Below are 25637 nucleotides of genomic sequence, written 5' to 3'. Positions count from 1 at the left end.
CTTGAGCATGTAATGGGATCAATGACTGGCGGCCATGACGGCTTCACCGGCAGCCTTCCAGGCGCTGGCTGGACTGTTGTTGTTCAGGGCGGTAGCGCCGAGAAGTGATGCGGCGGATAGCCCCGTGGCTGTGCAGGCGGTGAGGGAGCGCATGACCCAATCCAGGTCCTTCATCGTGCGCGCATGGTGATCTGGCAGCTTTGCGGTCAAGATGCTGATTTCAGCTTCTGACCCATTCAGCAGTTTGGCCAGAAAACCGTTCATGGTGGCCGAATTGGCAGAGTCTGAATTGGCGAGGCGCAGGTAACTCAGCAAGTCTTCTTCAGGATGGTGATAGGTGGTCATGCAATGATTGAAGCGATCCAGCCAATACAAGTTGCCCAGGGTCATTGCCAACCGCGTATTTGCAGGTTCCAACCAATCGGGATGGCTTAGGAACTGGCGAAGGGCGCTGTTGCTTAGATGCAGTTGAACGGCTGCTGCGGCGTGGCGCATAACGGGTGCAAGTGTCTGGGCAAGCAGGGCTGGTAGCTCGTTGTTCAGAGCGTCGGTCAAGATTGTGTGGGTCGACGTGTTTGCCCAATACAGCACTGCCTTTGCGCAATTCATCGGGAGCATGCAGATTTCTTGCAAAAGCTTTTCGATCAGGTGCAGTTGCCGCTCATGGGCAGTCAGCAGCAGGTCTTTGAGTTTTTTTGTGCAGCTGTCCTCAATTGCCTTGGCTAGCTTTAACGGATTGAGCATGCTTGCTAGCGCAGCGTCCAGTTTCAGTGGCACATCGTCTTCGATGGCGGGTGCGATATTTTTTACCAGGCCCTGGGCATCCAGCAGTCCAGCTGCCACCAGAGTGGGCAATTCGATTGGTTTGGGAAGCGACAGCTTTGCCATTTCTTCCGGTGTGACCGCGCACTTCACGGTGTCGCTCTTCAATTTTGTCAGGTACTGCTGCAAGCCCCGAAATGAATGATCATCGTCGCTTATGGGCGCCAGTAGATATCGCAATGTAGGGATGTTGTACACCGATTCGCTGAGCCACTTCGTGATCCAGTCCATTTGTAGAATTACATCGGTAATGTTGAGTTCATCGATTTCTTGACGGGCATCCGTCAGCGTCACATCGGTATAGTTACTCGTTTCAGGGAGGTCTTTCGAGCCTTGACTGCGTGGTAACAGCGCTATGATCGCCGACAGGTTTTCATTTTGTATAAATGCATCAAGAATGCTGCCTGGCAGCTCTATCAAGTACCCCTCCAGAGAGATCGACGTATTGGCTGCTACCGTCGGTAACTGTTTGATTGCAATGCTGGGGACATCATCCTCATCGATATCTTCATCAGTCTCCGTTCTCGGCAACTGGATGAAAAGTGATCCCGCCATTTTGCTGTCGGCAAACTTCGAAGTAATGGTTGTCAGGGTTGATCCGGACATGAGTCGCGTTGTGGCCTTGGAAGCCGTCTGGCCAGGCATGCGAAAACGTGCAATGAGCTCAAATGACTCGCCGGAATTACTGATATTTATCCGAATTGTCTGGATGTCCCGGACGTGTCCGATTGCCAGGCATTTAGAAGCGCTTTCACCCGCCATCAAACGTGCGAGCGCTGCGCAGTCAGCGACCGAAATTCCAAACATTTGGGCTATTCGCGCTTGTCGGTAAATTGATGACAGGGTGCGCAAGTCGCATTTCAGAGGGCCAAGGTGTCGCTGCGTATTTTTGACTATCAATAACAGCGAATCATCGGTCATGGGCTGACCAAGGCTCGCACTCAAATGCTGCAGTATGGTGTGAGAGGCAGAGGTCGCATCGTCGGTGGAGAATGTCCGACCATCGAGTGCCAGTGGCGTGTCGAACAATCGGGCGGGGTTGAATACGCGGTCGAACAAGGCCGGAGTATCACTATTGGTATCGGTTGATACCTGATAAAGCAAGGCTGCGAATTCTTCAGCGGTGATCGAGTACTGTCGGTTCAGGTAGCGATAAACACCCAAAGTACGTACGGTATGAGTATCTATCTGCATGAGCGCGTTGCGCGGAACTTGCGATTCAAAGGCGCTGATGATCAGTGCGTCCAATTCAGCAAAAGAAATGCCCGACCAACGTTGCAAGCGGATCATCCGTTGCAGGCGTATTAGTCGTTGCTCTGTCGCTTGGGCAATTGTTTTTTTGCCCGCTTCGTCAAGAATTGCCAAGTTGGAGCTGGTGGAAGGGCCGTTTATAAAAAGAGCACCATAGGGAGGGGGAGGTGTACCGTTCTCTGGGTAATTACTCGGATGGCGCGGAGCATGTTTGCCTAGTGAGAGCAGCGCTTCGATTTGCTGGGCATTCAATTCGGTACGCTTCATAAAACCAGTCATGTTGCTCAGGCTGGCGGGTTCGGATGTGCCATAGAGGTTTGTCCAATATTCATCTTTGCGCTTCTGTTGTTCTGCGGTGAGCGTTGTTCCGGTCTGCGGCTGCTCGTCCAGCGCAGGTTCGGTCAGTAGCGTTTGTTGTTGAGGGCTTAGGCCCGACAACAACTCTTGGGCTTCGGCGGGAGAAGATGAGAGCACTTGACCATATTGATTGTCGAAGTGCTCACTCATGGGCAGTCGAGTGCTGATGAGGTAGTTCAAGGCCCCCAGGGATGGTTTATGACCACTGAGGCCCAGCAGGCACTGATGGTGGGAAACGTTATAGGGCAACGCAAAGGGATAGCGTCTTTTTGCCAATACGCTGAATGTCGATATGCCCTTCTCGGAGGTGGTCTCCAGTGCCTTCTGAATACTTCTATCCAACAGCTCGTTAATAATCTTGAGCATGGGTTGCGGGTCGAACGTGCTGCTTTGATCTATCCATAAATCCGCGAGATCAGGGCGTCTGTTTTCCAATAGCAGTCGTTTGTCTTTATCCGTTGCAGGCGAACCGCTGGTTTCCAGTTGCGAGGCAAACAGGTACAGCGCCCTGAGGTAGGTAACTGGAGAATCAATGGCAGCGATCGAATCGACTTTGCAGGAGTCGTCCCAGTTTTCCTTGAATAAGTTGGTGTAGCTGGGGCCTTGCTTTTCGACAGCACGAATTCCTGGAGGATGCCAGTGGTGCTGCGCTTCGCCGGAAGACAGCTGTTGCTCTCTGTATAGGTGAGCGACCTGCGCAGAAAAACACTTGGCATTATCGTAAAGTTTTTTGACGTCGATAATTGATGGCGTTGCTTTTAGCTTTTCATCAATGGCCATGGCTGTTTCGACCTTTGCCTTGAAGTCAGCCTCGGTCAGCCGGGTGATATCGAAAACCGATGTGATCTGCAGCTTGTCCTTGAAAAGTTTTTGCACATCCGCATCGTTGCTTGTGGTGTTTTCCTTGATCAATGTCTGGAGTAGCGGGTAGTTGTCCATGACGATGAGACTCCTGGTAGGCGGAGCTCGACCTTACTGCGTCATGACGGCAAGCACCGTCAGCCGTTCGTTTTATGAGTGAATGGAAAACTCGCTGCTTGGTCGGGGAAAAATCTCGACGAATCGTAGGCCGTTTTAATGCTGTGGTCTTGCCCGAGGCCAGCGCCATATTTGCGTGGGTTGGCCGGATGCCCCCGGCAGCATCAGGTTGCCGGGGTCCGGTTGCGCGAGGGATTACACCCGGAAGTGACTCACCATCATCTGCAACTGATTACCCAACCGCGCCAGTTCAACACTGGACGCAGCGGTTTCATCGCTGGCGGCGGCGGTCTGTTCGGACACGTCGCGCACGTTGATGATGCTGCGGCTGATCTCTTCGGCCACGGCACTTTGTTGTTCGGCGGCGGCAGCGATCTGTTGGTTCATCGACTGGATGTTGGACACTGTGCGGGTGATGTTTTCCAGTGACACGCCAGCCTTGCGGGTAAGCGCAACGCTACTGTCGGTCAGGGCGCGGCTGTTGTTCATCACCGCCGACACTTGTTGCGTGCCGTTCTGCAGACCGGCCACCAGGCCTTCGATTTCTTCGGTGGATTTCTGTGTGCGCTGAGCCAGGCCACGGACTTCGTCCGCAACCACGGCAAAACCACGACCGGCTTCACCGGCACGGGCCGCTTCGATGGCGGCGTTGAGCGCCAGCAGGTTGGTCTGTTCGGCCACTGCCTTGATCACGTCCATGACGCTGCCGATCTTGTCGCTTTCCTGTTGCAGCACGCTCATGGCTTCGGTGGAGCGCGCCACTTCAGTGGCCAGGCGTTCGATCTGGGCGATGGCTTCGTTCACAACCTTGTCGCCTTCGCGGGCTTGGCCATCAGCAGCGGCCGCCGCCTGGGAGGCTTCTTCGGCGTTGCGCGCGACTTCCTGCACGGTGGCAGTCATCTCGTGCATGGCGGTGGCCACTTGATCGGTTTCGATCTTTTGGCTGTTCACGCCGGCGCTGGTTTGCTCGGTCACGGCAGACAGTTCTTCGGCGGCGCTGGCGATCTGGGTGACGCCGTCGCGGATGCCGCTGATCAAGTCGCGCAGGGTCACACCCATGCGAGCGATGCCTTGTTGCAACACACCGAGTTCGTCGCGGCGAGTCACTTTGACGTCCTGGGACAGGTCGCCGCTGGCGATGCGTTCAACCACGGCCAAGGTGTCGCGCAGCGGGCCGGTAATCTGACGGGTGATGATCACGGCAGCAATGATGCCCACCAGCAACGCCAGCAAGGTGCTGATCAGCTGCAGCGTGCGAGCCTGGGCGCTTTCGATATCACGGCGGTCGAGCTGAATCTGGTACAGCTGATCGCTCAGGGTCACGATGGCGGCGCCCTGGTCGGTCATTTCCTTGCGCGCCTGCACCGCATCGCTGTTCGCCGCTTTATAAGCCTGCAAGGCGCTGCGGTAGTTGGTCAGTGCGGTTTCCAGCTGACGCAGGGCGTCTTGCTGAGTGTCGGCGAAATGCACATTGAGGGGTTTCAGGCTGGCGATCGCCACGTCCAGTTGGCCGACGGCTTTTTGCTCGGTCTCGGCGCTGGTGGTCGCGGTGTAGCCGCGCACTTCGTAGCGGGCGAGCAAGAAGGCTTCCTTGGCCGCCGTGATGGCCTGGAATTGTTCGAAGCGTTGGTCGCTCAGAGGCATTTGCTGCACGCGGGTGTTGATGGCGTTGATCAGCGTGTTGGCGGCGTCGGCATTGGCGCCCATGGTGTCGCGCGCGCTGTTACCGGTGCGGTACGCGCTGCGCATTTTGTTCAGGGACGTCTTGTAGGCGTCGATGACGGCGCCTTGCTCTTTGAGCAGCTTGAGGTTTTCCGGGCTCTTGAATTTCACCAGCAGCGCTTGTTGCTGAGCGGAGAACGCCTCGAGGGTGGTCTGGACGTTCTGTGCGGCGGTTTCGTCGCCGTTGGTCAGCATGTATTGCAGGCGAACCACACGCAGCTTGGTCAGGCCGGCATTGAGCTGGGTGATGTCGCTCATCCAGTTGCTGCGGTCAATCAATCCGCCCAGGCTCGTCCAGCCGGTCAGGGCGAGGATGCAGGTCAGGGCCAGGACCAGGCCGAACCCCAGGCCCAGCTTCATGTTCACGCTGATATTGCCGAACCAGCTATTCATCAAAAGTCCTCCAGGAACGTTGTGCTTCTTGATCGTCGGTTGGCTGGAAGATTGTTGTTTTTGGTCGCCAGCAAGGTGTGTTGCAGGTGTATATCGGCAGTAATTGCGAGAGCTGAATGGTTTCTGTAGGACAGATGTGTAACAAGGCCTTTGTGCAGGTCTTAAGCTTTTTTTCACATGAGTTTCACCGGCTGCCGACGCCAGCCTCTCTACCCTCGCGGCATCGAATGAAATTGATGCGTGCCGGCGAGGCGGCTTGATGTGGAATTGAGACTGAGTCTGTTCGGGATAAAACGCTCGATTGATCTGAGCCGTTTTGCCCGCTATCGCAATGCGGCTGTCGTGCTCGCCTCGGCGCTGTTGGTGATTCCGCTGACGGTGTGGCTTTTGCAGCCGGCCGCTGTACCGGACCTGGCCCACGGTAATGTGGCCGGCGCCCGGGCGTTGGCGGCCGGTTGGGCCAAGGGCGACGTGATCGTGCTGGTGCGTCACGTCGAACGCTGCGATCACTCCAGCGCAGCCTGCCTGAACGGTAACGATGGCATTACCGATCGCTCTCGCAGCGTCGCGGTGGGTGTTGGTGCGCAGTTCGAACAACTGGGGCTGAACAAGGCTGACATCTACAACAGCCCTGTCATCCGTACAGCGCAGACCGCTGGCTACATGTTCAACAAGGTCGGGGTCGGTGAGGACTGGTTGATCAATTGCAAGGGCACCATGCTGCGTGACGCTCTGGCGCACAAGGTGGCCGGGCGAAACCTGATTCTGGTGACCCACAGCGAATGCATGTCGCAACTGGAGAAAGACCTCAAGTTGCCGGCCTCTACCCTCGGTTACGGCGCGTCTTTGTTTATCTCGGCCGAAACGCCTCAGGCACCGCGAATGCTCGGTTTCATCGAAGCCTCGGACTGGCGCTCGGTGACCGCCGAATGAATTCACTTTCTGGATCAGGACACACAATGCTGACTTCTTCCCGCTACCGCTTTTACTGGGTGAACTTCGGCATTCCGCTGGCCTGTGCGGTCGTGGTTTTCCTGCTGTTCGACCTGACCAAAATCGACATCGCTTTCAATGATCTTTTTTATGACCCGGTCACGCAGACGTTTCCGCTGGATCATGTCCATCTGTTCGAAAAGATCACCCATAAATGGGCGCGGATCATCCCGAACTGGACCGGAGAGTTAGCGATCGTCGGCGCCTTGCTGTCGTTTCTCTGGCCGCGCCTGAAGGCCGAAAAGCATTCGAAAATCATCGCGTTTCTGGAAAAAATCAAAGTCGCGCCGGTGCTTCGGTTCGCCAGCAAGCACCGTCGGGACTTTCTCTATGTGGTGTTCGCGTTCTCTGTCAGCACCGGTGTGATCCACTACCTCAAGGGGCACACCAGCGTGTACTGCCCGATCGAAACGACCCAGTACGGCGGGAAAATCGAGCACAAGGAGTGGTATGAGAATTTTGATCTGCTGAAAGTCGCGGGCGATGGTCGCTGCTGGCCGGGCGGACATGCTTCGGGCGGTTTCACTATGCTGGCGCTGTACTTCGTGGCGCGCCGCTACCGCTGGCGCTATTCCAAACCGGTGATGTATGGCTCGCTGTTGCTCGGTTTCGTCTACGGCACCACGCGAGTTCTGCAAGGCTGGCACTACATGTCCCACACCTTCTGGGCTGGAATCTTCGTATGGCTGGCGTGTTTGCTGACAGCGTTGGCGTTCTATGGGCGAGCGCGGCTGGAGCAACCGGTGTTCCAACAGGCTGCGCGACCCATCGCTGAGCCGCTCAGAAACTTATGAAGTTCGAACAAGGGAATGGGAAGCCCGAGCAGACGAAGTATTACGAGAGGCGTCTGGACCAGCGCTGTTCCGGTGCTTCAAAGCGATCATTGATCAACGCCGTCAACACATGATCCTGCCAGCGCCCGGCGATACTCAGGTAGGCCTTGGCGTAGCCCTCACGTTCAAATCCCAGCCGCTCCAGCAGCCGCGCACTGCGTTCATTGCCAGGGATGTAATTGGCCATGATCCGGTGCAGCTTTTGCTCATCGAACATGTAGCCGATACCTGCTTCCAGTGCTTCCTGCATCAGGCCCTGGCCCTGATGAGATTCGTCGATGTGGTAACCGAGATAGCAGGCCTGAAACGCCCCGCGAGTGATGCCGCTGAAGTTGCAGGCGCCGATCATCTGGCCGTTGTCCGGATCCAGCAACGCGAAATGCACCGCCAGACCGGCATGGAAAGCGCTGGCTTGCACCTCAAGGCGTGGGCGGATGTTTTCAGGGCTGTGGTAATCGGCGGGGCGAATCGGCGACCACCGGGCGAGATGCCTCTGGTTGCGCCGGTAGAAGTCGCTTTCCAGCGCCGCCTGCTCAGGGTCTAGCACTGCCAGCGTCAAGCGTTTACAGGACAGGGACAACAGCGGCATAGGGCGCTCCGGTTCGCGGGGATCGTCGCGCAAGCATTGCGTGGCCAGCGGAAAAACTCAAACCGCCAGCGGCAATGTCACGATAAAGGTGCTGCCTTTGCCGTCGCCATCGCTCATGCCGATCACTGTGCCGCCATGGGCTTCCACCAGTTCGCGAACCACCGTCAGGCCAATGCCAAGACCCGCACCGTTGAAGCCGGCGGCGTGAACATCCTGCACAAAGGGCTCAAAGATAAACGGCAGCGCCTTGGCGGAAATACCGATGCCGTTATCGCAAATGCTCATCTCCAGCACGTCGGCTTCAGCGGTCACCGACAGCGTGACATTGCCGTGCGCCGGTGTGTATTTGGCCGCGTTGCCCAGCAGGTTGCCGAGAATCTGCGTGAGGCGCACCGGGTCACCATTCACCGCCAACGCGCACTCGGGCAGTTCAGCGGTGAAGTGCAAATGGTGAGCAGCCATCACCGGGCTGCACACATCGATGGCCTGATGGATGATCTGCACCATATCCACGATTTGGCAATCGAGGCGCAACTTGCCGGTGCTGGCGCGGGAGACGTCGAGCAGATCGTCCACCAGCCGCGACATGTGCTGCACCTGGCCTTCGATCAGCGCCTGCATCCGCGGCAGTTCCTCACTGGGTACACGCACCAGCCGCCCGGCGATCATGCTGATGGGCGTCAGCGGGTTGCGCAGTTCGTGGGCCACCAGGGTGAGGATGTTGCGTTGTTGTTCCAGGGTGTGTTCGGCCGTGGCTTGCAGGTCTTGCGCGCTGAGGGCCGCGATCACCAATTGCGCGTTGGCTTCACGCATCTCCAGGAACAGTCGTTGTTCTTCCTGCGTGCGTTTTGGTGTTTCTGCATCGGACTGCGCCAGCAAAATCGCCAGCACCAACTGCTGATTGGCCTCGATCAGTTGCTCGACCTGCTGGCTATCGACCAGCCGGGTGTTGGCGTCGCTCAGCTCTTTTTGCAACGCCGCCAGCACTGCCCGTGCCTCAACAGTTTTCTGGCCGAGCAGGAACAGTTCGCGAGCGGCGGTGGCCATCGCTTGCTCGTTCTTGCCATTGGCCTCACTCATGATTTTTGCTCATCCGTCGTCTTTGCTCAAACGCTGCCGGGTAGGCCGGCCACCGAGTAAGCCTTCCTGCTCTGGCAACATCTCGCCGATTTGCAGGCCGTTCTCGTCGATGTGGTACTGGCGCAACTCATCGGAATGGGCGCTGGCCCGCACCTTGACCACGGCCATGATGCGCAGTAAACGGCTCTGCACTTCAATGTAGCGCTGAACGATGATGGCGTCAGTGAGAAATGCCGTGCCGTAAGGGCTGAAACGCAGGTCGGTGTAGCGGTCTTCCAGCTCTGAGGTCATCAACACGCTGACCCCGACGCTCGTCAAAGCAGTGACCATGCGCGACAGCGACTCGCGGAAGTCTTCGCGGAAGGTCGGCGCCAGCGCCAGTTCGAAGCCCGACAACGAATCGATCACCACGCGGGTGGCTTTCAGTCGGCTGATCTCGCTGAGCAGCAACTGCACGATTTCGTCGATGGACAGGTCCGGGGCGCGGCTGTCCACCAGCCCGACCTGTCCGCTCTGGATCAGGCCCGCAAGGGTGGCGTTCTGGGAGTGATTAGGCCGTTGTTCAAACACCGCGATCACGCCGGTTTCACCATTTCTCGCGCCTTCGGCCAGGAAGGTGGACGCCAGAATGCTTTTGCCCGAGCCCGATGGCCCGGCCACCAGCAAGGAGTAACCACGAGGCAGGCCGCCGCCGAGCATCTCGTCGAGCTGCGGCACACCCATTTTCAGGCGTTTGATCGGGAACTCCAGCGGTGCTTCAACCGAGTTGTGCACAGCGGGTGCAAAGACCTTGATCCCCGACGTGGCGATACGGAAAGTATGCAGCCCTGGCAGCGTCGGCTGGCCGCGCATCTTCATGATTTCCATCTTGCGCACCATGGAGTTGCGCTGAACGCTCTGGCGCAGCCAGATCAGGCCATCGGCCACGGTGAAAATCGGGTTGGTGTCGGTTTCGGTGAAGTATTCGCCAATCAGGAAGGTCGTCGCCTGCCAGGTGGTCATCAACATGCCCAATTGCTGAACGAACTGCGGCAGGTTGTTGTTGGGGTTGTCCTGGGTCTGGCTCGCCAGCACCACCGAACGGAACGAGTCGACGAACACCAGTGACGGGGAGTGAGCCTCCACCTCGCTGACGATTCGCCGTAGCACTTCATCCAGATTCCCGGCCAGGGTGTCGTCAGCCAGGTTGACGTATCGGATCGACTGGTTGATCGCTTCGCTGTCGAAAAAGTCGAATTGCTGCTGATAACGCAACATCTTCAGCGGCGGCTCGCCGAGGACGGTAAAAAAACAGCGCCGGGCGCTCGGGCGTCGCCAGGGCGAACATCATCTGATGCGCCAGGGTGGTTTTGCCACAGCCAGGGGGACCTGCGATCAGGTTGAACGAAAACTCCGGCAATCCTCCGCCCAGCACCTCGTCCAGTCCTGGCACGCCGGTGGCCAGGCGGTTGATAGTCACTTTGGTGCTCATGGCGAATTTTCCTGCGAAGGGGTGTCGCTCAAAGAAGGTTCCCACACGCCACGAAGCAAACGTGCGGTGAGCGAGGGCCCGATCAGCGTGGTCAGCAGCTCGTAAAACGTGGTCAGCAACAGTTCACCGAAAAACAGCGCATCGGTTTCGCTTTGCTCAACGAGTACGGACTTGAGGGAAGTCAGATCCAGGGAGGCCTGCACACTCTCATAGGTGCCGGCCAGGCGCGGATGCCTGGAGGCGCACAGATGAAGGCTGCGGCGATAAAGCGCGACAACCCCTGGCTGGCCGATGATGGGCGTGAGGGCTGCGTCCATATCCTGCAATATTGATGCGATCGCTTGCGCGACTGTTGCAATGTCAGCGTTGGGGCCAACGCGGTGCACCAGAGAAGCTACGATCTGGCGGCTCTCTTCGCTTAGCGTGGACATAGCTAACTGATATCTGATGGACAGTGTTTGATGGTACACCCTATGGCAGTGCTGGGAGTGATTTGCGTCAGAGGATTGCGGCAGGGCCCGAAAACCTGACTCTTTCTAGTGCATGGCTCTATAAAGGCCCTCCGGTTAGCTGCACAAACAAGGAAACATCGCCTGTTTTGGCGAAAATGGAATCCGCTTTTACTTTAAGGATGATGCATGGAGCTTTCGTTACCCCTGCAATTGCACTCAATGAGCTTGAGGGCGCCCGACCCCAGCCTGTGTAAACCGCTTCAGGAGGCCCTGAATGCCAGTTATGTCGCCCACTTCGAGTTTCTGCCGTGGGCCAGGTCCCACACGTCCGAGGACGAAGCACGCGCGTTTTTGCTGCGGGCGGCTGTTGATTTCAACAGCGAAACAGGCGAGCGGCGCCTGTTTATCGTGGCCGATGACGGGCAGGCGGTCATTGGCTGTATTGGGTTGAAACCCCGCCGACGCAATCGATATGTTGTGGGTTACTGGGCCAACACCGAGTACTCGGGGAAAGGTTACATGCGACGGGCGCTTGAGCTATTAGTCAAAAGTCTGCCCGGTTGTACGTTTTACCTGACGACATCCTCGGCCAATGGGGCGAGTCAGCAGCTGGCTAAAGCCTCTGGGTTTGAGCTGATCAGAATGGCCCGGCAAGCGCGGCATTCGGAATGCCATGGCGTCCAGGACACGTATTTGTATCGTTTGAAGCTCCCGCAGGAAATAAAACAGCAGGCAAAAAAAAGCCCGCGGGAGGGCGGGCAAACCGTAGTTTCTTGAATGAGCGAGCGCAATGTACCCGTTGGTGAGAGGTCGTGGGGTGAAGAAAAATTCATGTCGATGAGTGCCCGCCGTTTCACGCCCTGAGACACGCCTAAGGCAAATGATCCGCCGCAAAGTCCGCTTCCGAGCGTGTCCGCAAACGGCCCTTGCGGCAGGCCTGCTGGAATCGTTCGAAGTCACGCTCATTCTGCTCGGTGTAGCTTTGTGCATACTTGAACAGCGCGTCGGCCAGCGCATCGCTCTTGCCGATGTAGCCGCTGATGTGTGCGGCGTTTCCCGACGATTTGGCGTGGGCGCGAGCCAACGCGCGGCCACAAACGCGTCCGTAGGCGGCAAAGGTTTCAGCGTCGAACGTCTCGAGTTCAGCCGAGACTTTCATGTCGCGCAATTGGCGCACATAGAAGTGTCGCCCGCTGGGGCCGGTGGTCCAGCCGAGGAACAGGTCACTGGCCGATTGCATCAACCGTTGGCCATTGACCACGCGCTGACCGTTATGCCGCACCCGCAATTTAGTCTTCACATAATCGGCAAGCACTGAGCGCCGTGCTTCCTTGAATTGCAGGAACAGCGGGAACTCCTGATCATCGGTCAGCAGGGCCACCAGGCATCGAGTCCCGACGCTGCCCACACCGACCACTTTGAACGCCATGTCCTGAACGTGAAAACGCGCCAACAGCTCACGACGGTCGGCTTGCAGTGTGCCGGGATAGTCGCGCATGAACGCGTCGTAAAGCGCACGCCAGTTCGACAGGCGCAGCCAGTCGTCGTCGGCATCCAGCAGCGTGGTGTTTTCGTGTAAATGGAAAATTTCCGGCAGGTCATCGCGAATGATCAGTCGGCCATGTGCGTCACGTTCACTGATTTTCGGTAGCAGTTCAGCATGGGTACGCCGTTCGGCTTTTTCGATGGCGCGCTCTACATGCTCAAGTGTCGCTTTGCTCGCCTGCTGCCGCAGATCGCGGTAACTGATGGACTCATACCAGGTTTCCATGGCGCTTTGTTCGGCGCATTCGAGCATGGTCTGCTGGTAGGCGCCGACCACCTGGCGGCAGACCGTTTCTTCGACCGTGTCGCCATGGCGCAGGTCGCGCGCTGCCACCACGAAACTTGCCACCAGCCGTTTCAAGTCCCACTCCCAAGGGCCGGGATGGGCTTCGTCGAAATCGTTGACGCTGAACAGCAGATTGCGTTCCGGCGTTGCAAAACCGCCGAAGTTCATCAGGTGACTGTCGCCGCAGATGGGCGATACCAGACCCATGCTGGATGTTCCGGCCAGGTCGTGGGCTTGCAGCAGCGCGTTGCCGCGATAGAAGGTGAACGGCGAGACCAGCATGCGGCCGTAGCGCAACTCGACCAGCGACGTGATCCGGCCTTCACTGGACGTTTTGATCAGCGACAGCGGATCGCGATTTACTTTCCCTATGGCCGCCTGCGAACTGCGGGAGCAGTTCTTGCGAGCATCCTTGCCTTGCTTCAAACGGTCTTTGAGGGAGGTCATGTGGGCTCGTATGGTGAGTGTTTTAGACGTGTGAGAGGTGAGTGTAGAAGGGCTTCGGGTCTTCATCCGAAGTGTTTTGGCTTTGACCGTGGGGGCGAACGGGAGCAACTCACCAACGAGCATCCTTCAATACTCAGTCGTCCCCAAAGCCCTCAAAACCCACCCGGCCTCACCAGGCATCAACGTGTACTGAACCTGCCGAATTTTCCCTGTCCTGCCCGCGTCGGCATCCGTGCTGTCATAAACCGGGAACCGCTGCACCAACGCATTTTCCACCACGGCTAACTCGTCCTCGCCCTGGTAGCCCACCGCTATTTTTGGGTTCTCGCTGACAGGTGGTAGATAAATCTCGCTAAGTGACTTCTTGCGATTGGCAGCGTAAGCAATGAGCTCGCCCGGCATCCCGCGCCCCGGTGACCTGATGAATACGTAAATCTCTGGAGAGCCATTGCGATCAAGGTCGGCGACCTCTGCTCGGACGATGGTGCCGGTGAGGGGGCGTACGATCTCTGAGTTATCGATTTCCAGACCTCGGGGTGCAATGCGCAGAGCACGATTTCCATCGGCCGACACGCTCGTCACGTGAAAGCCAATGCCCTGCAATTCAAATGTCTGGTCGAACGGCTGGTTGCTGTCCGTCGCATTACCCGAGCTCAGGCTTAATGAAAGGCTGTAGTTGGCCACTTCATTGCGCCGAGCAGCGTTGCGCATCAGGTATACCTGAACCGTATATTCGCCATCGGCGGGCAATGGTCCCAGAAAGTGATTGCCCATGATCGATCCGTTAAACAACGCATAGTCCGCACCTTTCGCGGTGATGTTGAAGTAGGCAGAGGTGTTGGAAGACTTGAAGTCCACGGTCATCATTTGGCCGGCCTTCGCGTTTAGGCGGTACTGCGCGGTGAGCGGGCCTTTGATGGAACGGGCGGATCTGACGGTGTCGGAGCCCTTTTTGAAGGTGACCTGCTCGACATGAGGAGCGATCTCGGTGGCGGCGTGTACTGGCACAGAAACCATGGCGGCCAGGACGGCTGCGATCCATACGTTCATGTTGATCTTCCAGAGTTCGTTGGTTGCTCAAGCGGTTGCAGGTAAACCCGCAGCATAGGTCCGGTTGCGTTGAATCGCCGACTAATACGTTGATGACAGCTCACTCGATTTGAGCGTGTGCTTGAAATGATGCTTCCAAAGCCTGACACCCAACGCTCCTGTCAGGCCTGCTTTTGCCGGGGAGGGTGATGCTGCCTACAGAAATGACCAAACCCCAGATGCAACAAAACCCGCACTTGGCGGGTTTTGTTTTGCTTCGTATTTGGTGGGCCGGGGTAATTTGAATCCGTTCAGTAAGATATTGATTTATAATATTAATATCGATTTTTATTTTTAGTTGGAATACCAGTTGGAATACCAGTTGGAATACTGCACTCCACTTGACTACCCGTTTGCATTCGATCTGACCACCGATTGCATCGGAGTTGACCAGCACGCTTCGTAACCATGATCGGCAGTGAACTGCCCATGGCTACCGGTTGTGACAGGCAGAAATCGGCCCCGGCTGTGAAAAAACGTAGGCAGCATTTTGAAGTCTGCGCTGAACGTAAAATCTGCCAGTTCTTGGTTAATCAGCGGACTGGAAATTCGCACAGGAACGCAAAACCATTGCCGACTTTCGCAAAGATAACGGGAATGCCATTCGCAGCGTCTGACGGCAAATCGTAAACATCTGTATCAAATCGTTGCGGCAACTCTAAGTGCCAACTCTGTTCGGTTTGTCACTTCTGCCTTGCGGAACAACGTATGGATCTGATTTCGGACCGTATTTGGGCTTGAGCCTAATTCTCGGGCGATCTGCTTGTTGCTGATTCCGCTGGCTACTAGCTTCAGAATTTCAACCTCCCTGGTCGTAAACTGATACCAATCCAGCCCTGCGCCTATCTGCTCAAGTGGCACACAAGGTTGGAAATCGTCAGCTGCGTGAATTTGAGCAGCATGTTGAACTAGTAATGTGACTAGGCTTTTCGCAGTTTCAACGTTGTTCCAGCGCTTAGTCGAACTAACGACAGCAAAGAGAAGGTTGTTCTCGTCGAGTTGGGTGGCGTGGACGGCAAACCTTCTACCAAGGGTCGGCTCCTGTAGGAGCAAGCGACGTCCTATACAAGTGCATTTGCCGAGATCTATCAAGGAAGGCGCTCTCACTGCAGCCCATAGGGCGAGCAGCGAAGCACAGTGGCTCTGCAGAGTTTCGGGCTCTTCGTGAATTTCGCCTTCGAGAAATAGGATTTTCTTGAAGTGAACGGCGGGGCCATTCACAGAGGCGATACCAATGGCAGTGCAGTCCACGTCCAGGTCTAGAAAGGATGGCGTTCTGATGCTTGTTTGAAGCATTTGCCAGCTGTTCCTGACGCTTTCCATATTCGCTCTCCCTGCCCGATGTAAGCACATCAGGTGCCCAGTTTCAGGCACCTGATGCACTTTGGATTTCGATTATATGGCCAAATGGTATCCCTCGCGACAGGTCTCGGCCGATTGGTACTTGTCTAGCAACATCCGCTTTCTGTGGAGCAGCAAGCTGCTGCCTGAGCCCCTTGAAAAGGAGCCAGCCCTTTGGTCACCTTCGGATCTCGAAGAGTAGGAGTGTTGCAATCGAAAGGCGCGGCCTGACCCAGCGGTGGTTCGTTCATGCTGCGAAGTCCGAGGAAGGCTCCTTGGTAAGGAGCACGCATCATCAGGTCATATGTTTTTGCACATACAGCGACCCGCTCACCACGGCGATACGCATGTCCATCATCATCGTGCACTTCAAGCCAAGGACCGCGATAGATAACGGCCTGTCCTAACTCCCAGCATGGGCCTTGTTTACCTTTGTATGCCTTGACGGTGCACATGCGTACTTCAGCATCGCCAATTCTGTCGATAGCGCTTGCTGCTGTTGGCGACCAATGGAAGGTGATGCCATGGAAGCCGGCTTGTTCGAACGCAGCTATCACAGCAGTTTCTGAAGGTAACCGAAGTGGCGCTCCGGCAGGTGCGGACCTGACGGTATGGTGAGAGGTTAAAGGTTCATCGCTTACAAGTACTGCGCAGACCACGCAACCGGTTACGTTCAGAGCGCGGAATGCTTCTCCCAATACCTGTTTTTCATCCTCAGCATCCACACGATTGAGGGTGAAGTCCATCAGGATTCGACTGGCCCAGCCATCAGAAACAGCGGGCGAACGCTCAACACCAAACCGCAGTTTCTCCTCCAATGCGATGTAACCATCGATGTCACGAAGTAATGCGCCCTGGAGTAATGGTTCAATAACGTTGGCGTCACGTGACAAATCAGAAAGTGCCATTAGGCGCACGCTGCGAGCGTTGTCCATCATCGCGGCGCTTTTGCGTAGTCGTCGTGGATCGCTATCAGCGATGATCAGTTCGCCGCGCATCTTATCTATACACATAGACAGCAATTCAGAATACGCACCTCCCCACCAAAGGATATGAGGTGTGGAGTCAGAGTGCTCATCAGTCTCGAGAGCGCCGTTCGCTATAGCTGCGGTGTGGATCAATTCACGTTGCCAAGGTTCCAGTCGAAAGGCCGCGGTATCAAGCTTGTTCATTGGCAGAAACGTCCCAGGTATCGAGGTGGTCACGGTACTCAGTTCGAACAGGCAGGTCCGCGCCGAAGCGCTCAAGGTACCGTTGGATGGGCTGAGAGGAACGTATAAATCGGTCTTGGCAGATCTGCAGTGTGCTCAATGTCGTTTCAGTGAAGTTCAGGCCACGCTGGCTCAAAACCTTGAGCCACTGACGGTCGAACTGCCAAGGGTAGGCACCGATTTCGAGGTTGGTCTGAGCGAACGTCATGTAGCCTCGCTGGCGAATGTTGATGGCCTTTAGATCAACCGCTTGGAGGCTGGCGTAGAAAATTACGGTCTTAGGGCGCGTGACTTCGCAGAATAGTCGCCATAGGTCTTTCATCGACGGACTGGTCTGATCGTCAACGACCAGGTTGACATATTCACCTTCGGGCACCCACCGAAATACGCTTGCGATGCTGGCTTGGAAAACGTCCTGGTGCAGGAGATTGAGCGCTTGGTCCGTAGCGACCGTATGCAGTTCGGCGTGATGGCGATCGGAGAGCAGCCTTTCGATACCCATCCATTGTTGATAGAGGCCATAGCGCTTACCGCTGTAGCGACCATCAGCAGAGCTACCAATCACGATTGATGGTCTGACAACAAGGAATGGAATTCCACATTCAGTAACTACGCGCTCAGCTGCCCGCTTGGTCAGCGTGTAGTTGGTAGGATCGCTGGGCGGTTCATTCAGCGCCGTTTCTGGCACTACACCTCCAGAGTAGCCAGCGGAGTAGGCCGTGGAAACGAAGATAAAGAAGCTCACTCCCGCTTGTTTGGCCGCGATAGTAAGCCTTGCAGTGAAATCGACGTTCAGAGCTTGCAGCGCCTCATTATCGAAGTAATCGAGGCAACCTGCGCAGTGGATTACCGTGTCCACATTTCCTGAGCGAAGCATGCTCTCCAGCAGCTCTACCGATGCCGTTTCAGCACCCTGCCAGTAAACAGTGGTCACCTTTTTCTCGAATTCGTCAGCACTTCTTCCCAATGCCAGAAGCTCACGCTGCACTTCTTCTGGAATACCAATCTTATGGTCACCTCGCCTGGTCGGGATGACCAAGTGATCTGCCCAGTCATCGCTAAGCACTTGAGCGGCCATGAGTGCTCCGAGGAATCCCGTACCTCCTGTTAGGAAGACACGTTTTCCGTGGCGTGGGGTCTGGAGAGGCGTTTTCATCGGACCTCTCCACTCGTGAGACCAAGGTTGGTTTCAGAAGCTGCAACCAGTGCGTTATGAATCATCGCTTGGTCTGGCTCTCCACCGTAGGAGACCAGAGTCTGGTCAACAATGACGATCGGGAATGCACTCAGACCATGAGCCATGAACAGCTCCGTGACTTGCTGGGCTACCGCGCCTTCTTTTGCGTTCAGCTCTGCAGATAGCTTCGGAAGGATCGATTGCGCAGTAGTCACGGTAATTGTGAGGACCGGCCAGTCCAGCTTGGCCTGCGTCAATGCGTTACGTGCTGCCGCTTCGATCTGTTCGTCAACCTGCGTAGTGCCCGGCATACAGCAACTTGCGGAAAGCACCACGATAGCTTCGGGCCCCAATGCGCGTTTGACTTGGGTGATATCTGCATCCGAAGTCTTTTTGAAAAAATTGAGCATGTCTTGCCCTCTTTATTTAGATGGTTACAGCACGAGTGCGACAGCCAGGCCAAGGACCAGAGCGCAAACAATGACTGTTAGCGTGTGGGCTATCACCAGTGGGAGTTTGAAAAGCCTGAACAGCAGCATGATCTCGGGAGGGCTTGTGCCAATTGCCGCCACCAAAAAGGTCACAAGCGGTCCGACTGGAAACCCTTTCTCGATTAGGGCAAATCCGATTGGCAGTGCTGCTATGGGAGAGATGTACAGCGGTACGCCGACCAAGGCGCATGCCAGATACAGCCACCCGGCCGGTAGCCGATCGACGAGGCTCATCAGTGTGTCTTTCGGTACGGCACCGTAGATCAAGCCTCCGATGAACAAACCGATCAGCAGATACGGCGCGACCGTCCGCAACTCCTGCCTCGCTGCAAGCCAAGCGAATCGACTCGCAGGTTTCCAACCGGGCCAAGTTCGAATCCCCTGGCCCAGGAAGGCGGCACTGCTCTTGGGGGCAGGTGCTATCGTCACGTGTCTTGCCAGTCCGAGCCTTCCTGCTACTACACCAGCAGCGGAAGTCAGGGCCAGGCCGCCGATGATGAAAACAGCGCCAGGGACAAAACCCACAGTGAGGAACAGCAGAATAAACACACCCTCGTTCACTACTGGCGAGGCCACCAGAAAAGCGAAACTGGGCACGAAGCCAACGCCTGCCCTGAGCATGCCGCTCAGCACTGGAATCGTGGAGCAGGAGCAAAAGGGCGTGATGACGCCCCCAACACTGGCGGCAAATGCCGACCGCCAGCCCGAGGACCCAAGCAGCGAGCCTTGTGTCGCTTGAAAGGGCATACGTTGTTGCAGCATTACCACAAACCAGGTGACCAGCAGGAAAAGCCCAATGAGCAGGGCACCGTCCATGAGCAGAAACTCGAAGAAGGCTTGAATACCCTGCGTTAAGGTTGTGTTATCGGACATATGAGCTCCGCCGGTACTGATGAGAGCGGGCTGATGCAACGCGTCAGGCGTTGGCCAGCCCAGCGTTCATTGACGGGGTGCCGCCATAGGTTTGCATCGACTCGATCAGTGCCGCCGTGACAACCGGATCGAAGTTCGCCTTATCGAGGGTTTCTACGTAGGTGTCCAAAGCTTCGATGCGAATTTCGTCGATGTCGGTCTTCAGATCACCAAGTGAAAGAGCACCGCAGTCAATGTTCAGTCGGTCGCAGAGGAAGTGGCAACTGGTGCTCACCATGCTGAACAGCTCTGGCATTACACGATGGTGGGCCCATTTAAGGCTCTCATGAACACCTTCCGGGTCTTTGGCGATCAGGCCACGGATACGTGCCAGGCCGATTTCCAGATGTTCCAGTTCGTCTTCCAGGATCTTTCCGGCCAGTGCTGAAGTGTCCGGATCGCCCTGGCGCTGCAGGGTGCGGTACAGCACGATGGCCATGGTTTCGGTCATCAGGTCCTGAATGATCAGGCACGCAGCCAGGTCCTTATTTTGAACAGCAGCGCTGAAGTGGCGGCGGATATTGAACCACTGCGGCTCCACGATCTCACGCATCACAATGTAGTCGTGGCGTTTGCCCAAGCTGGCCAGCATCAGAATATGTTTTGATTCTTCGTAGGCTTGTTTGACGGTTTCGATCTTACTTTCGGTATCTGGCATCAACGGCACCATTTCCGAATAGTTCTCTACCGCCATCACCTCTCCAGCGATTGCGTTGGAAGCGATGTACGCGATCAGGTTGAAATAACCGTCGCTTTTGTTGTGCTCAGTGCTCAGTTCTTCTCGGCGGTTTACAGCACGTAAGTCGACTGGTGCGCGCTGATTTGGCTGTGTGCCGGCAGAAACTTCGTTCATTTTTATATCCTCCCATTAGGCTCAAGGACATTCCCTTGCCGCGGCAATTGTCAGGAGGCTGCTGGCGTACTGCCATAGTACATAGCTTCTATTCAAAGTTCGGTCCGTTCCGCCTTACGATTAGTCAGATATAGACGCATCGGTCACTCGATGTGTCCCATGGAAATCGGGGAAGAAATGAATACAAGAACCTGGACTGCCCGGCACGTTGGCGTGCCTGCGCTGTGGATGCTGGGTGCGTTGCTCTGCCTGTCAGGCTGCAATCGTGAGACGGATCAAAAGACTGAAGCCAAGGCCGTGCGTGTCAGCGTTGTGGGGGCTAGTACTATCGCACCGCTGATAAGTGAACTCGCCAAAGCTTACGAGCGAGAACATCCGGGCATTAGAATCGAGGTCCAGGCAGGCGGTAGTGCTCGGGGGATTATGGATGTGCGCAGCGGCACGGCTGTGCTTGGCATGGTTTCCCGAGAGCTCAAACCTGAAGAGCAGGATCTGCAGCATGCGCTGATTGCCAAAGATGGCATCGGCATGATCGTCAATAAAAGCAACCCGATAACTGGTCTGACAAAAGAGCAGGTTGTCGGAATCTACACAGGCCGGATCACCAATTGGAAAGACGTGGGGGGAGACGATTCGCCTATCACCGTCGTGAGCAAGGCAGAGGGGCGATCTACCTTGGAAATTTTCAGTGGGTTTTTTGGTATTCCCTACAAAGATATCCGCGCCCACGTGATTATTGGAGACAACCAGCAAGGTATTCAGACTGTTGCAGGCTCTCCCGCTGCAGTCGGCTACGTGTCCATTGGTTCGGCTGAGTATGAAGCCGATCAGGGCGCTGCAATTCGGCTAATCCCTTTAGGAGATCAGATTCCATCGACAGCAGCGGTTGCGTCGGGCGAGTACGCGATCAGCCGAGACCTGAATTTGGTTTACAAAGCGCCTCTCACAGAGCCGGTTCAGGACTTCCTGGCGTTTGCCCGCTCCAATGAAGCTGCAGCCTTTGTTACTCGTATGTACTTCATTCCGGTGACGAAATGACGGCCAGGCGCTGCTGAACAGGCTCTCTTCATGACTTTATTGACAGATGAGGTGGTCGCGAAGGTCCATCCCACGAAGCTGCGTGGATGGGCGTTCTGGTCGGCCATGTCCATGCTCGCTCTACTAGGCGCGGCAATCGTGTTTTTGATCGTCGCTTTCTTGTTGAGTGAAGGTTTCCCACTAATCGCGCTGGGAGGGCCTATAAGATTCTTTACGGACGAGGGGTGGTGGCCGCGGGACGCTAGCTTCAACATGACCCCAATGGTATTGGCGAGCCTTTACCTGACCATTGGTGCGCTTGTCGTTGCAACACCACTGAGCCTGGCCATTTCGCTGGTCACGACATTCAAAGCACCCGCGCGGCTTTCTCACGTGCTGCGCAATCTTGTGGAACTCAGTGCTGCAGTGCCTACCGTGGTCTACGGACTTTGGGGCGTCAGTTCGATCGTTCCGATAGTGAACATCTGGAGCCCTCCAGGTGCGAGTTTATTGGCCGGTGTCCTCATTGTTGCACTGATGATAATCCCAACGATCACGGTGTTGACCCAATCAGCCCTTCAGACGGTGCCGACAGCTTATGTCCAGGGAGCGACAGCGCTGGGCGTTTCAACAAGCCAGACATTGCTTCGTATTGTTATCCCTGCTGCCAGGCAGGGCATTTTTTCCGCAATGGTACTCGGTGCTGCCCGAGCAATCGGCGAGACAATGGTGGTGTTGATGGTCTGTGGCAACATTGTGCAGGTACCGACTTCGCTGTTTGATCCAGTACGAGCGTTGACTGCGAACATTGCCTTGGAAATGCCCTACGCGATGGGGGATCACCGCGCCTCCCTGTTCGTAGCCGGGCTGCTGATGTTGCTGTTGGTCAGCGCGTTGGTTGCTGTGGGCGAGTGGGTCGGTATGCGTCAGAGGAAGATGATCTCATGAGGCGCTTCCATGTGTTCGGTTTCGACTTTCGGGATTTCGTCTGGACCTTCGTGATGTATGGTCTGACGTTGACAGCAGTTGCGATGCTCCTGTGGCCGCTGCTAACGGTGTTCGGTAACGGACTTCAGGTTCTGAGCTGGGACTTTCTGTTGGCGAGCCCGGAAGATGCAGGCCGCAGCGGGGGGATCGCACCAATTCTCGTGTCCACCCTGGGAATTGTGTTGGTCAGCTTAACGGCCGCCTTGCCCTTAGCGTTTGGCGTCGCGGTAATGTTGACTGAAGGTTTTAATCCCGCAGGTTGGCCGGCTACGATACTGCGCTGCAGCCTCGACATACTGGCGGGCATTCCTTCGGTCGTGTTTGGATTATTTGGACTCAGCCTGTTCTGTAGGCAATTGGAATTGGGATATTCAATTCTGGCCGGCGGGCTGACCTTGGCCTGCATGATCCTGCCCACTTTGGCGCGTTCACTGGCATTCTCCTTAGAGTCCGCGGGTGTTGCCCATCGCGCTGGCGGAGCAGCGCTCGGCCTCTCGAAACAGTCAGTTTTATGGCATGTGTTGGTACCGGTAGCACTGCCTGGCATATGCGCAGGTGTTGTGCTCGCGTTGACCAGAGCCCTGGCGGAAACTGCTGTACTGCTCTTCACCAGCGGTTATTCCGACAGGATGCCCGAATCGGTTCTCGATTCCGGGCGCAGCGTCTCTGTTCATATTTATGACCTATCGACCAATGTGCCGGGCGGTACCCCTAACGCTTATGGCTCGGCCTTGGCGCTGCTGCTGCTCTTGGCCTTGCTCAGCTTCACTGTGCATGCCTTAACTCGTTGGATGCAGCGACGCATGACTGGCAACACGACACGGAGTCTCTGAATGATGATCAACGACAATAGAGCTATATCGCTTGAACCGTTTGTACGAACTGCATCAAGCGTGCACGGGACGGTTACTCACTTGAGTACTGCTGCGGAAGGGCATATCGATATCCAAGACCTCTCCGTGAGTTATGGCAAGCGCACAGTCGTTGAGGGAGTGACGTTGCGCGTTCCGCGCAATTCAGTCACCGCACTCATCGGCCCATCAGGGTGTGGGAAGTCGAGTTTGTTGTATTGCATCAACCGCCTGAACGATCTCGTGCCGGGCTGCTCGGTAGAAGGCTCGATCAACTTCAGCTGGATGGACAATAAGCATCTGGCAAAAAACTCGACCCAGTTGCGGCGTCAGGTTGGGATGCTGTTTCAACGTCCCAATCCATTTCCATTTTCGATTCGCAAGAACCTTGAGTTCGCGCTCAGGCAGCACGGCATTAAAGCGCAGGCCGATATCAATAGCCGTATTGAGTCGTCATTACGGGAAGTGGGGTTGTGGGACGAGGTTCATGATCGTCTCGACAGTTCGGCCATCGCGTTGTCCGGTGGGCAGCAACAACGACTGTGTCTTGCTCGGGCGCTGGTTTTGAATCCAGATGTTTTGCTGATGGACGAACCATGCAGTGCTCTAGATCCGATCTCGACTCAAAAAATTGAGACGTTGATTCTGAGCCTGGCTCAGCGACGAACGATCATTCTTGTGACCCATAGCCTAAGTCAGGCACGACGTGTAGCAGGCCAGGTAGCAGTTTTTTGGAAGCTGGAGGGGGTGGGCAAGCTGATTGAATGTGGCAAAGCAAGGGATGTGTTTGATCGGCCGCGCCATGAGTTGACTCAGACCTACTTGCAGTTTGCTTGAATTGAGCAACAGGCACGTTGTCGCGCCATGGTACATCGGTTCCATTGTGGGGGGAGTGCGGCGATTTCTACTATGGCCGCATGAACAAATACTCTTCTAATACCGTGCAGTACCCTACCGCGAGAGTGCAAATGCTCTCGCTTCATGTCCATGACCTGCTCAAACATGCCGCACAGGTGCATGCAGCGGCAACGGTAACCTCTGTATCTCTAGAAGGCGTGGTTGAAACTCAAACCTATGCTCAGTTGGCAAAAATTGCGAATAACTGCGCCACAGAGCTTCACTCCATGGGGCTTCGGTCCAGAGATGCAGTTGTCAGTTTTGGCTTTAGTTCACTCGATCAAATGGCTTGGCTATACGCAGCGCTAAGCCAAGGCGTGGTAACTCATTTTCTGAACCCTCAGCATCGCGCGGAAGATCTAGGTCGTTTTCTTCAGCAGGTGCGACCTGGCGTGTTGTTGCATGATGCGGCTACAGCGAGTGCTGCCCAGGCATTCGCAGCATTGGTTCCTGGTACCCCGCTACGCGCTATGGCCAAGCTTGGCACTGGAGGTGGTAGGGAATACACCACTACTGAGTTTGCGGAAGATACCTTATCCCATGTCTGCTACTCATCCGGGACCACAGGGGTTCCGAAAATCGTTGAGTACACGCACCGTTCAACAGTGTTGCATGCCTGGGCCTGTGCCTTGCCCGACGCGATGGGGTTGAACAGTGCCGATCGGGTTATGCCTCTCATGCAGAATTTCCACGCTAGTGCCTGGGGCGCTCCTTTTGTTTGCCCGCTGGTCGGTGCTTCGTTGGTGCTCGTACCACCGCATCGCGATCCTGCGCAGTGGTTCCAATGGATCGAGGAACACCGCATCACGGTTTTGGGGGCAGTCTCTGCACATTGGCTAGCGCTTGTTCGGTACATGCGAACCAGCGGATTGAGCTTCAGTACCCTGCGCCGCACGGTTGTCGGTGGTACTCGACTACCGTTTGATGTTGCTCAGTTCATCCAGGAAGAGCTTGGTGTCGAGGTATGTCATGCCTGGGGAATGACTGAGACATCACCATTGGCCACCATCGAGCGCTTCGATAGCACCAGGGCATCTCTGCGCCACGGCAAGCCGGTATTTGGAATCGAGTTGGCCGTGCAATGCAAAGGCGGTGCTTGCTCGGCGGAAGGCACCGGTGAGCTGATGGCCCGTGGGCATTGGGTTGCCCACAGCACAGCAAATAATAGTAACTGGTTGGCAACCGGGGACTTTGCGACGCTGCACGAAAACTCAGAATTAGAGGTCATCGATCGCATGGAAGATTCGTTGATCGTTGATGGCATCCCTCTCAGTTCAGCCCTTGTGGAGCATCAGGCTCGATTGGTTCAGGGTGTTGCAGATGCAGCATTGCTGGTGACCGATGTTGCCAGTGGCCGGAGCGTGCTTGCCTGGGTGGCCATGCCTGAGGTCGATACCGCTTCAGTAACTGTCGAGCTCGAAAAAATCCTTTCCAAGACCTTCAACGGGTGGCGTCCAACGCAATACATCGTGGTGGATGCGTTTCCGTATACAGCGTCTGCAAAGGTCCAGAAACACCTTCTCAAAGATCACATCGCTCGGCTTCACGAAGACGACGTGGCTTTAACTCCTAATTCCTCCTGCTAATGCCTG

The 25637-nt window shown here is 56.0% G+C and carries 24 protein-coding genes and 1 pseudogene; 8 read left to right on the top strand and 17 right to left on the bottom strand.

Features of this window, described 5'->3' with window-relative positions; all coding sequences use genetic code 11:
• Positions 1-18 precede the first annotated feature (18 nt).
• The 3 genes and pseudogenes from WLY71_RS02620 to WLY71_RS31230 form a co-directional block, all read right to left on the bottom strand.
• Positions 19-3369: a Tc toxin subunit A gene (locus tag WLY71_RS02620; protein WP_347802387.1), complete on the bottom strand. Its 3351-nt coding sequence runs from the start codon at positions 3367-3369 to the stop codon at positions 19-21.
• Between the two features lie 234 nt (positions 3370-3603).
• Positions 3604-4317, bottom strand: coding sequence for a methyl-accepting chemotaxis protein (locus tag WLY71_RS31235; protein WP_425589907.1), 714 nt, complete (start codon positions 4315-4317; stop codon positions 3604-3606).
• Positions 4318-4461: 144 nt separating this feature from the next.
• Positions 4462-5388: pseudogene (locus tag WLY71_RS31230) on the bottom strand (methyl-accepting chemotaxis protein); the annotation flags it as partial.
• Positions 5389-5784: 396 nt separating this feature from the next.
• Here WLY71_RS31230 and pmrG point away from each other — a divergent pair.
• Complete coding sequence (gene pmrG / locus WLY71_RS02610) at positions 5785-6456, top strand: lipopolysaccharide core heptose(II)-phosphate phosphatase PmrG (protein WP_347802385.1); 672 nt, start codon at positions 5785-5787, stop codon at positions 6454-6456.
• A gap of 26 nt (positions 6457-6482) precedes the next feature.
• Positions 6483-7310 carry a phosphatase PAP2 family protein gene (locus WLY71_RS02605; protein ID WP_347802384.1) on the top strand — a complete coding sequence of 276 codons (828 nt, stop codon included), beginning with the start codon at positions 6483-6485 and terminating at the stop codon, positions 7308-7310.
• 40 nt (positions 7311-7350) lie between these two features.
• Here WLY71_RS02605 and rimJ read toward each other — a convergent pair whose 3' ends face one another.
• Genes rimJ through WLY71_RS02580 form a run of 5 tightly spaced genes read right to left on the bottom strand, consistent with a single transcriptional unit; the run spans position 7351 to position 10959 of the window.
• The gene (gene rimJ, locus WLY71_RS02600) at positions 7351-7938 is read right to left on the bottom strand and encodes a ribosomal protein S5-alanine N-acetyltransferase (RefSeq protein ID WP_347802383.1); all 588 of its coding nucleotides are present in this window, start codon (positions 7936-7938) and stop codon (positions 7351-7353) included.
• A gap of 57 nt (positions 7939-7995) precedes the next feature.
• Positions 7996-9018, bottom strand: a complete 1023-nt coding sequence (locus tag WLY71_RS02595) for a sensor histidine kinase (protein WP_347802382.1) — start codon at positions 9016-9018, stop codon at positions 7996-7998.
• Positions 9019-9027: 9 nt separating this feature from the next.
• Positions 9028-10275, bottom strand: coding sequence for an RAD55 family ATPase (locus WLY71_RS02590; protein ID WP_347802381.1), 1248 nt, complete (start codon positions 10273-10275; stop codon positions 9028-9030).
• On the bottom strand, positions 10196-10489 hold the full coding sequence (locus WLY71_RS02585; protein ID WP_347802380.1) for an ATPase domain-containing protein: 294 nt from the start codon (positions 10487-10489) through the stop codon (positions 10196-10198). Before WLY71_RS02585 ends, WLY71_RS02590 begins: the two co-directional genes overlap by 80 nt.
• On the bottom strand, positions 10486-10959 hold the full coding sequence (locus WLY71_RS02580; RefSeq protein WP_347802379.1) for a hypothetical protein: 474 nt from the start codon (positions 10957-10959) through the stop codon (positions 10486-10488). The genes WLY71_RS02585 and WLY71_RS02580 overlap by 4 nt, the downstream gene beginning before the upstream one ends.
• A gap of 168 nt (positions 10960-11127) precedes the next feature.
• Here WLY71_RS02580 and WLY71_RS02575 point away from each other — a divergent pair, with 168 nt between their 5' ends.
• Positions 11128-11718 (top strand): GNAT family N-acetyltransferase, encoded by a 591-nt coding sequence (locus tag WLY71_RS02575; RefSeq protein ID WP_347802378.1) that lies wholly within the window; start codon positions 11128-11130, stop codon positions 11716-11718.
• A gap of 94 nt (positions 11719-11812) precedes the next feature.
• On the opposite strand, the gene WLY71_RS02570 is transcribed toward WLY71_RS02575, so the two are convergent.
• The 9 genes from WLY71_RS02570 to WLY71_RS02530 all read right to left on the bottom strand — a co-directional run bounded on the left by WLY71_RS02570 (position 11813) and on the right by WLY71_RS02530 (position 20293).
• Positions 11813-13219: a DUF2252 domain-containing protein gene (locus tag WLY71_RS02570; RefSeq protein WP_347802377.1), complete on the bottom strand. Its 1407-nt coding sequence runs from the start codon at positions 13217-13219 to the stop codon at positions 11813-11815.
• 126 nt (positions 13220-13345) lie between these two features.
• Positions 13346-14269: a hypothetical protein gene (locus WLY71_RS02565; RefSeq protein ID WP_347802376.1), complete on the bottom strand. Its 924-nt coding sequence runs from the start codon at positions 14267-14269 to the stop codon at positions 13346-13348.
• Positions 14270-14369: 100 nt separating this feature from the next.
• On the bottom strand, positions 14370-14705 hold the full coding sequence (locus WLY71_RS02560; protein WP_347802375.1) for a hypothetical protein: 336 nt from the start codon (positions 14703-14705) through the stop codon (positions 14370-14372).
• A gap of 242 nt (positions 14706-14947) precedes the next feature.
• Positions 14948-15631: a response regulator transcription factor gene (locus WLY71_RS02555; RefSeq protein ID WP_347802374.1), complete on the bottom strand. Its 684-nt coding sequence runs from the start codon at positions 15629-15631 to the stop codon at positions 14948-14950.
• Positions 15632-15756: 125 nt separating this feature from the next.
• Positions 15757-16821 (bottom strand): DUF8838 domain-containing protein, encoded by a 1065-nt coding sequence (locus tag WLY71_RS02550; protein WP_347802373.1) that lies wholly within the window; start codon positions 16819-16821, stop codon positions 15757-15759.
• The gene (locus tag WLY71_RS02545) at positions 16808-18016 is read right to left on the bottom strand and encodes an SDR family oxidoreductase (protein WP_347802372.1); all 1209 of its coding nucleotides are present in this window, start codon (positions 18014-18016) and stop codon (positions 16808-16810) included. Before WLY71_RS02545 ends, WLY71_RS02550 begins: the two co-directional genes overlap by 14 nt.
• On the bottom strand, positions 18013-18447 hold the full coding sequence (locus WLY71_RS02540) for a hypothetical protein (protein WP_347802371.1): 435 nt from the start codon (positions 18445-18447) through the stop codon (positions 18013-18015). The genes WLY71_RS02545 and WLY71_RS02540 overlap by 4 nt, the downstream gene beginning before the upstream one ends.
• 24 nt (positions 18448-18471) lie before the next feature.
• Positions 18472-19401, bottom strand: a complete 930-nt coding sequence (locus WLY71_RS02535; RefSeq protein ID WP_347802370.1) for a permease — start codon at positions 19399-19401, stop codon at positions 18472-18474.
• Between the two features lie 43 nt (positions 19402-19444).
• A complete protein-coding gene (locus WLY71_RS02530; protein ID WP_347802369.1) occupies positions 19445-20293 on the bottom strand; it encodes a long-chain fatty aldehyde decarbonylase in 849 nt (282 codons plus the stop codon).
• Between the two features lie 159 nt (positions 20294-20452).
• Between WLY71_RS02530 and WLY71_RS02525 the strand changes: the two genes are divergently transcribed.
• The 5 genes from WLY71_RS02525 to WLY71_RS02505 all read left to right on the top strand — a co-directional run bounded on the left by WLY71_RS02525 (position 20453) and on the right by WLY71_RS02505 (position 25631).
• A complete protein-coding gene (locus WLY71_RS02525) occupies positions 20453-21331 on the top strand; it encodes a phosphate ABC transporter substrate-binding protein (protein ID WP_347802368.1) in 879 nt (292 codons plus the stop codon).
• A gap of 30 nt (positions 21332-21361) precedes the next feature.
• Positions 21362-22258: a phosphate ABC transporter permease subunit PstC gene (gene pstC, locus WLY71_RS02520; protein ID WP_347802367.1), complete on the top strand. Its 897-nt coding sequence runs from the start codon at positions 21362-21364 to the stop codon at positions 22256-22258.
• Entirely contained in the window at positions 22255-23130 is an 876-nt protein-coding gene (gene pstA / locus WLY71_RS02515) for a phosphate ABC transporter permease PstA (RefSeq protein WP_347802366.1), read from the top strand. Before pstC ends, pstA begins: the two co-directional genes overlap by 4 nt.
• The gene (locus tag WLY71_RS02510) at positions 23131-23985 is read left to right on the top strand and encodes a phosphate ABC transporter ATP-binding protein (RefSeq protein ID WP_347802365.1); all 855 of its coding nucleotides are present in this window, start codon (positions 23131-23133) and stop codon (positions 23983-23985) included.
• A gap of 80 nt (positions 23986-24065) precedes the next feature.
• Positions 24066-25631 carry an AMP-binding protein gene (locus WLY71_RS02505; RefSeq protein ID WP_347802364.1) on the top strand — a complete coding sequence of 522 codons (1566 nt, stop codon included), beginning with the start codon at positions 24066-24068 and terminating at the stop codon, positions 25629-25631.
• Positions 25632-25637 lie beyond the last annotated feature (6 nt).

It is taken from the genome of Pseudomonas rossensis (assembly GCF_039888995.1).
Lineage (GTDB): Bacteria > Pseudomonadota > Gammaproteobacteria > Pseudomonadales > Pseudomonadaceae > Aquipseudomonas > Aquipseudomonas rossensis.
This window is presented reverse-complemented; position numbering and strand designations above follow the sequence as displayed.

Coding starts and splice junctions, on each gene's coding strand:
- WLY71_RS02545 (WP_347802372.1), bottom strand. CDS start 18,016: ATGAAAACGCCTCTCCAGACCCCACGCCACGGAAAACGTGTCTTCCTA.
- WLY71_RS02585 (WP_347802380.1), bottom strand. CDS start 10,489: ATGAGCACCAAAGTGACTATCAACCGCCTGGCCACCGGCGTGCCAGGA.
- WLY71_RS02565 (WP_347802376.1), bottom strand. CDS start 14,269: ATGAACGTATGGATCGCAGCCGTCCTGGCCGCCATGGTTTCTGTGCCA.
- WLY71_RS02555 (WP_347802374.1), bottom strand. CDS start 15,631: ATGGAAAGCGTCAGGAACAGCTGGCAAATGCTTCAAACAAGCATCAGA.
- WLY71_RS02525 (WP_347802368.1), top strand. CDS start 20,453: ATGGAAATCGGGGAAGAAATGAATACAAGAACCTGGACTGCCCGGCAC.
- WLY71_RS02595 (WP_347802382.1), bottom strand. CDS start 9,018: ATGAGTGAGGCCAATGGCAAGAACGAGCAAGCGATGGCCACCGCCGCT.
- rimJ (WP_347802383.1), bottom strand. CDS start 7,938: ATGCCGCTGTTGTCCCTGTCCTGTAAACGCTTGACGCTGGCAGTGCTA.
- WLY71_RS02505 (WP_347802364.1), top strand. CDS start 24,066: ATGAACAAATACTCTTCTAATACCGTGCAGTACCCTACCGCGAGAGTG.
- WLY71_RS02570 (WP_347802377.1), bottom strand. CDS start 13,219: ATGACCTCCCTCAAAGACCGTTTGAAGCAAGGCAAGGATGCTCGCAAG.
- WLY71_RS02575 (WP_347802378.1), top strand. CDS start 11,128: ATGGAGCTTTCGTTACCCCTGCAATTGCACTCAATGAGCTTGAGGGCG.
- WLY71_RS02510 (WP_347802365.1), top strand. CDS start 23,131: ATGATGATCAACGACAATAGAGCTATATCGCTTGAACCGTTTGTACGA.
- WLY71_RS31235 (WP_425589907.1), bottom strand. CDS start 4,317: ATGCACGAGATGACTGCCACCGTGCAGGAAGTCGCGCGCAACGCCGAA.
- WLY71_RS02590 (WP_347802381.1), bottom strand. CDS start 10,275: ATGTTGCGTTATCAGCAGCAATTCGACTTTTTCGACAGCGAAGCGATC.
- pstA (WP_347802366.1), top strand. CDS start 22,255: ATGAGGCGCTTCCATGTGTTCGGTTTCGACTTTCGGGATTTCGTCTGG.
- WLY71_RS02535 (WP_347802370.1), bottom strand. CDS start 19,401: ATGTCCGATAACACAACCTTAACGCAGGGTATTCAAGCCTTCTTCGAG.
- WLY71_RS02530 (WP_347802369.1), bottom strand. CDS start 20,293: ATGAACGAAGTTTCTGCCGGCACACAGCCAAATCAGCGCGCACCAGTC.
- WLY71_RS02620 (WP_347802387.1), bottom strand. CDS start 3,369: ATGGACAACTACCCGCTACTCCAGACATTGATCAAGGAAAACACCACA.
- WLY71_RS02540 (WP_347802371.1), bottom strand. CDS start 18,447: ATGCTCAATTTTTTCAAAAAGACTTCGGATGCAGATATCACCCAAGTC.
- WLY71_RS02605 (WP_347802384.1), top strand. CDS start 6,483: ATGCTGACTTCTTCCCGCTACCGCTTTTACTGGGTGAACTTCGGCATT.
- WLY71_RS02550 (WP_347802373.1), bottom strand. CDS start 16,821: ATGAACAAGCTTGATACCGCGGCCTTTCGACTGGAACCTTGGCAACGT.
- pstC (WP_347802367.1), top strand. CDS start 21,362: ATGACTTTATTGACAGATGAGGTGGTCGCGAAGGTCCATCCCACGAAG.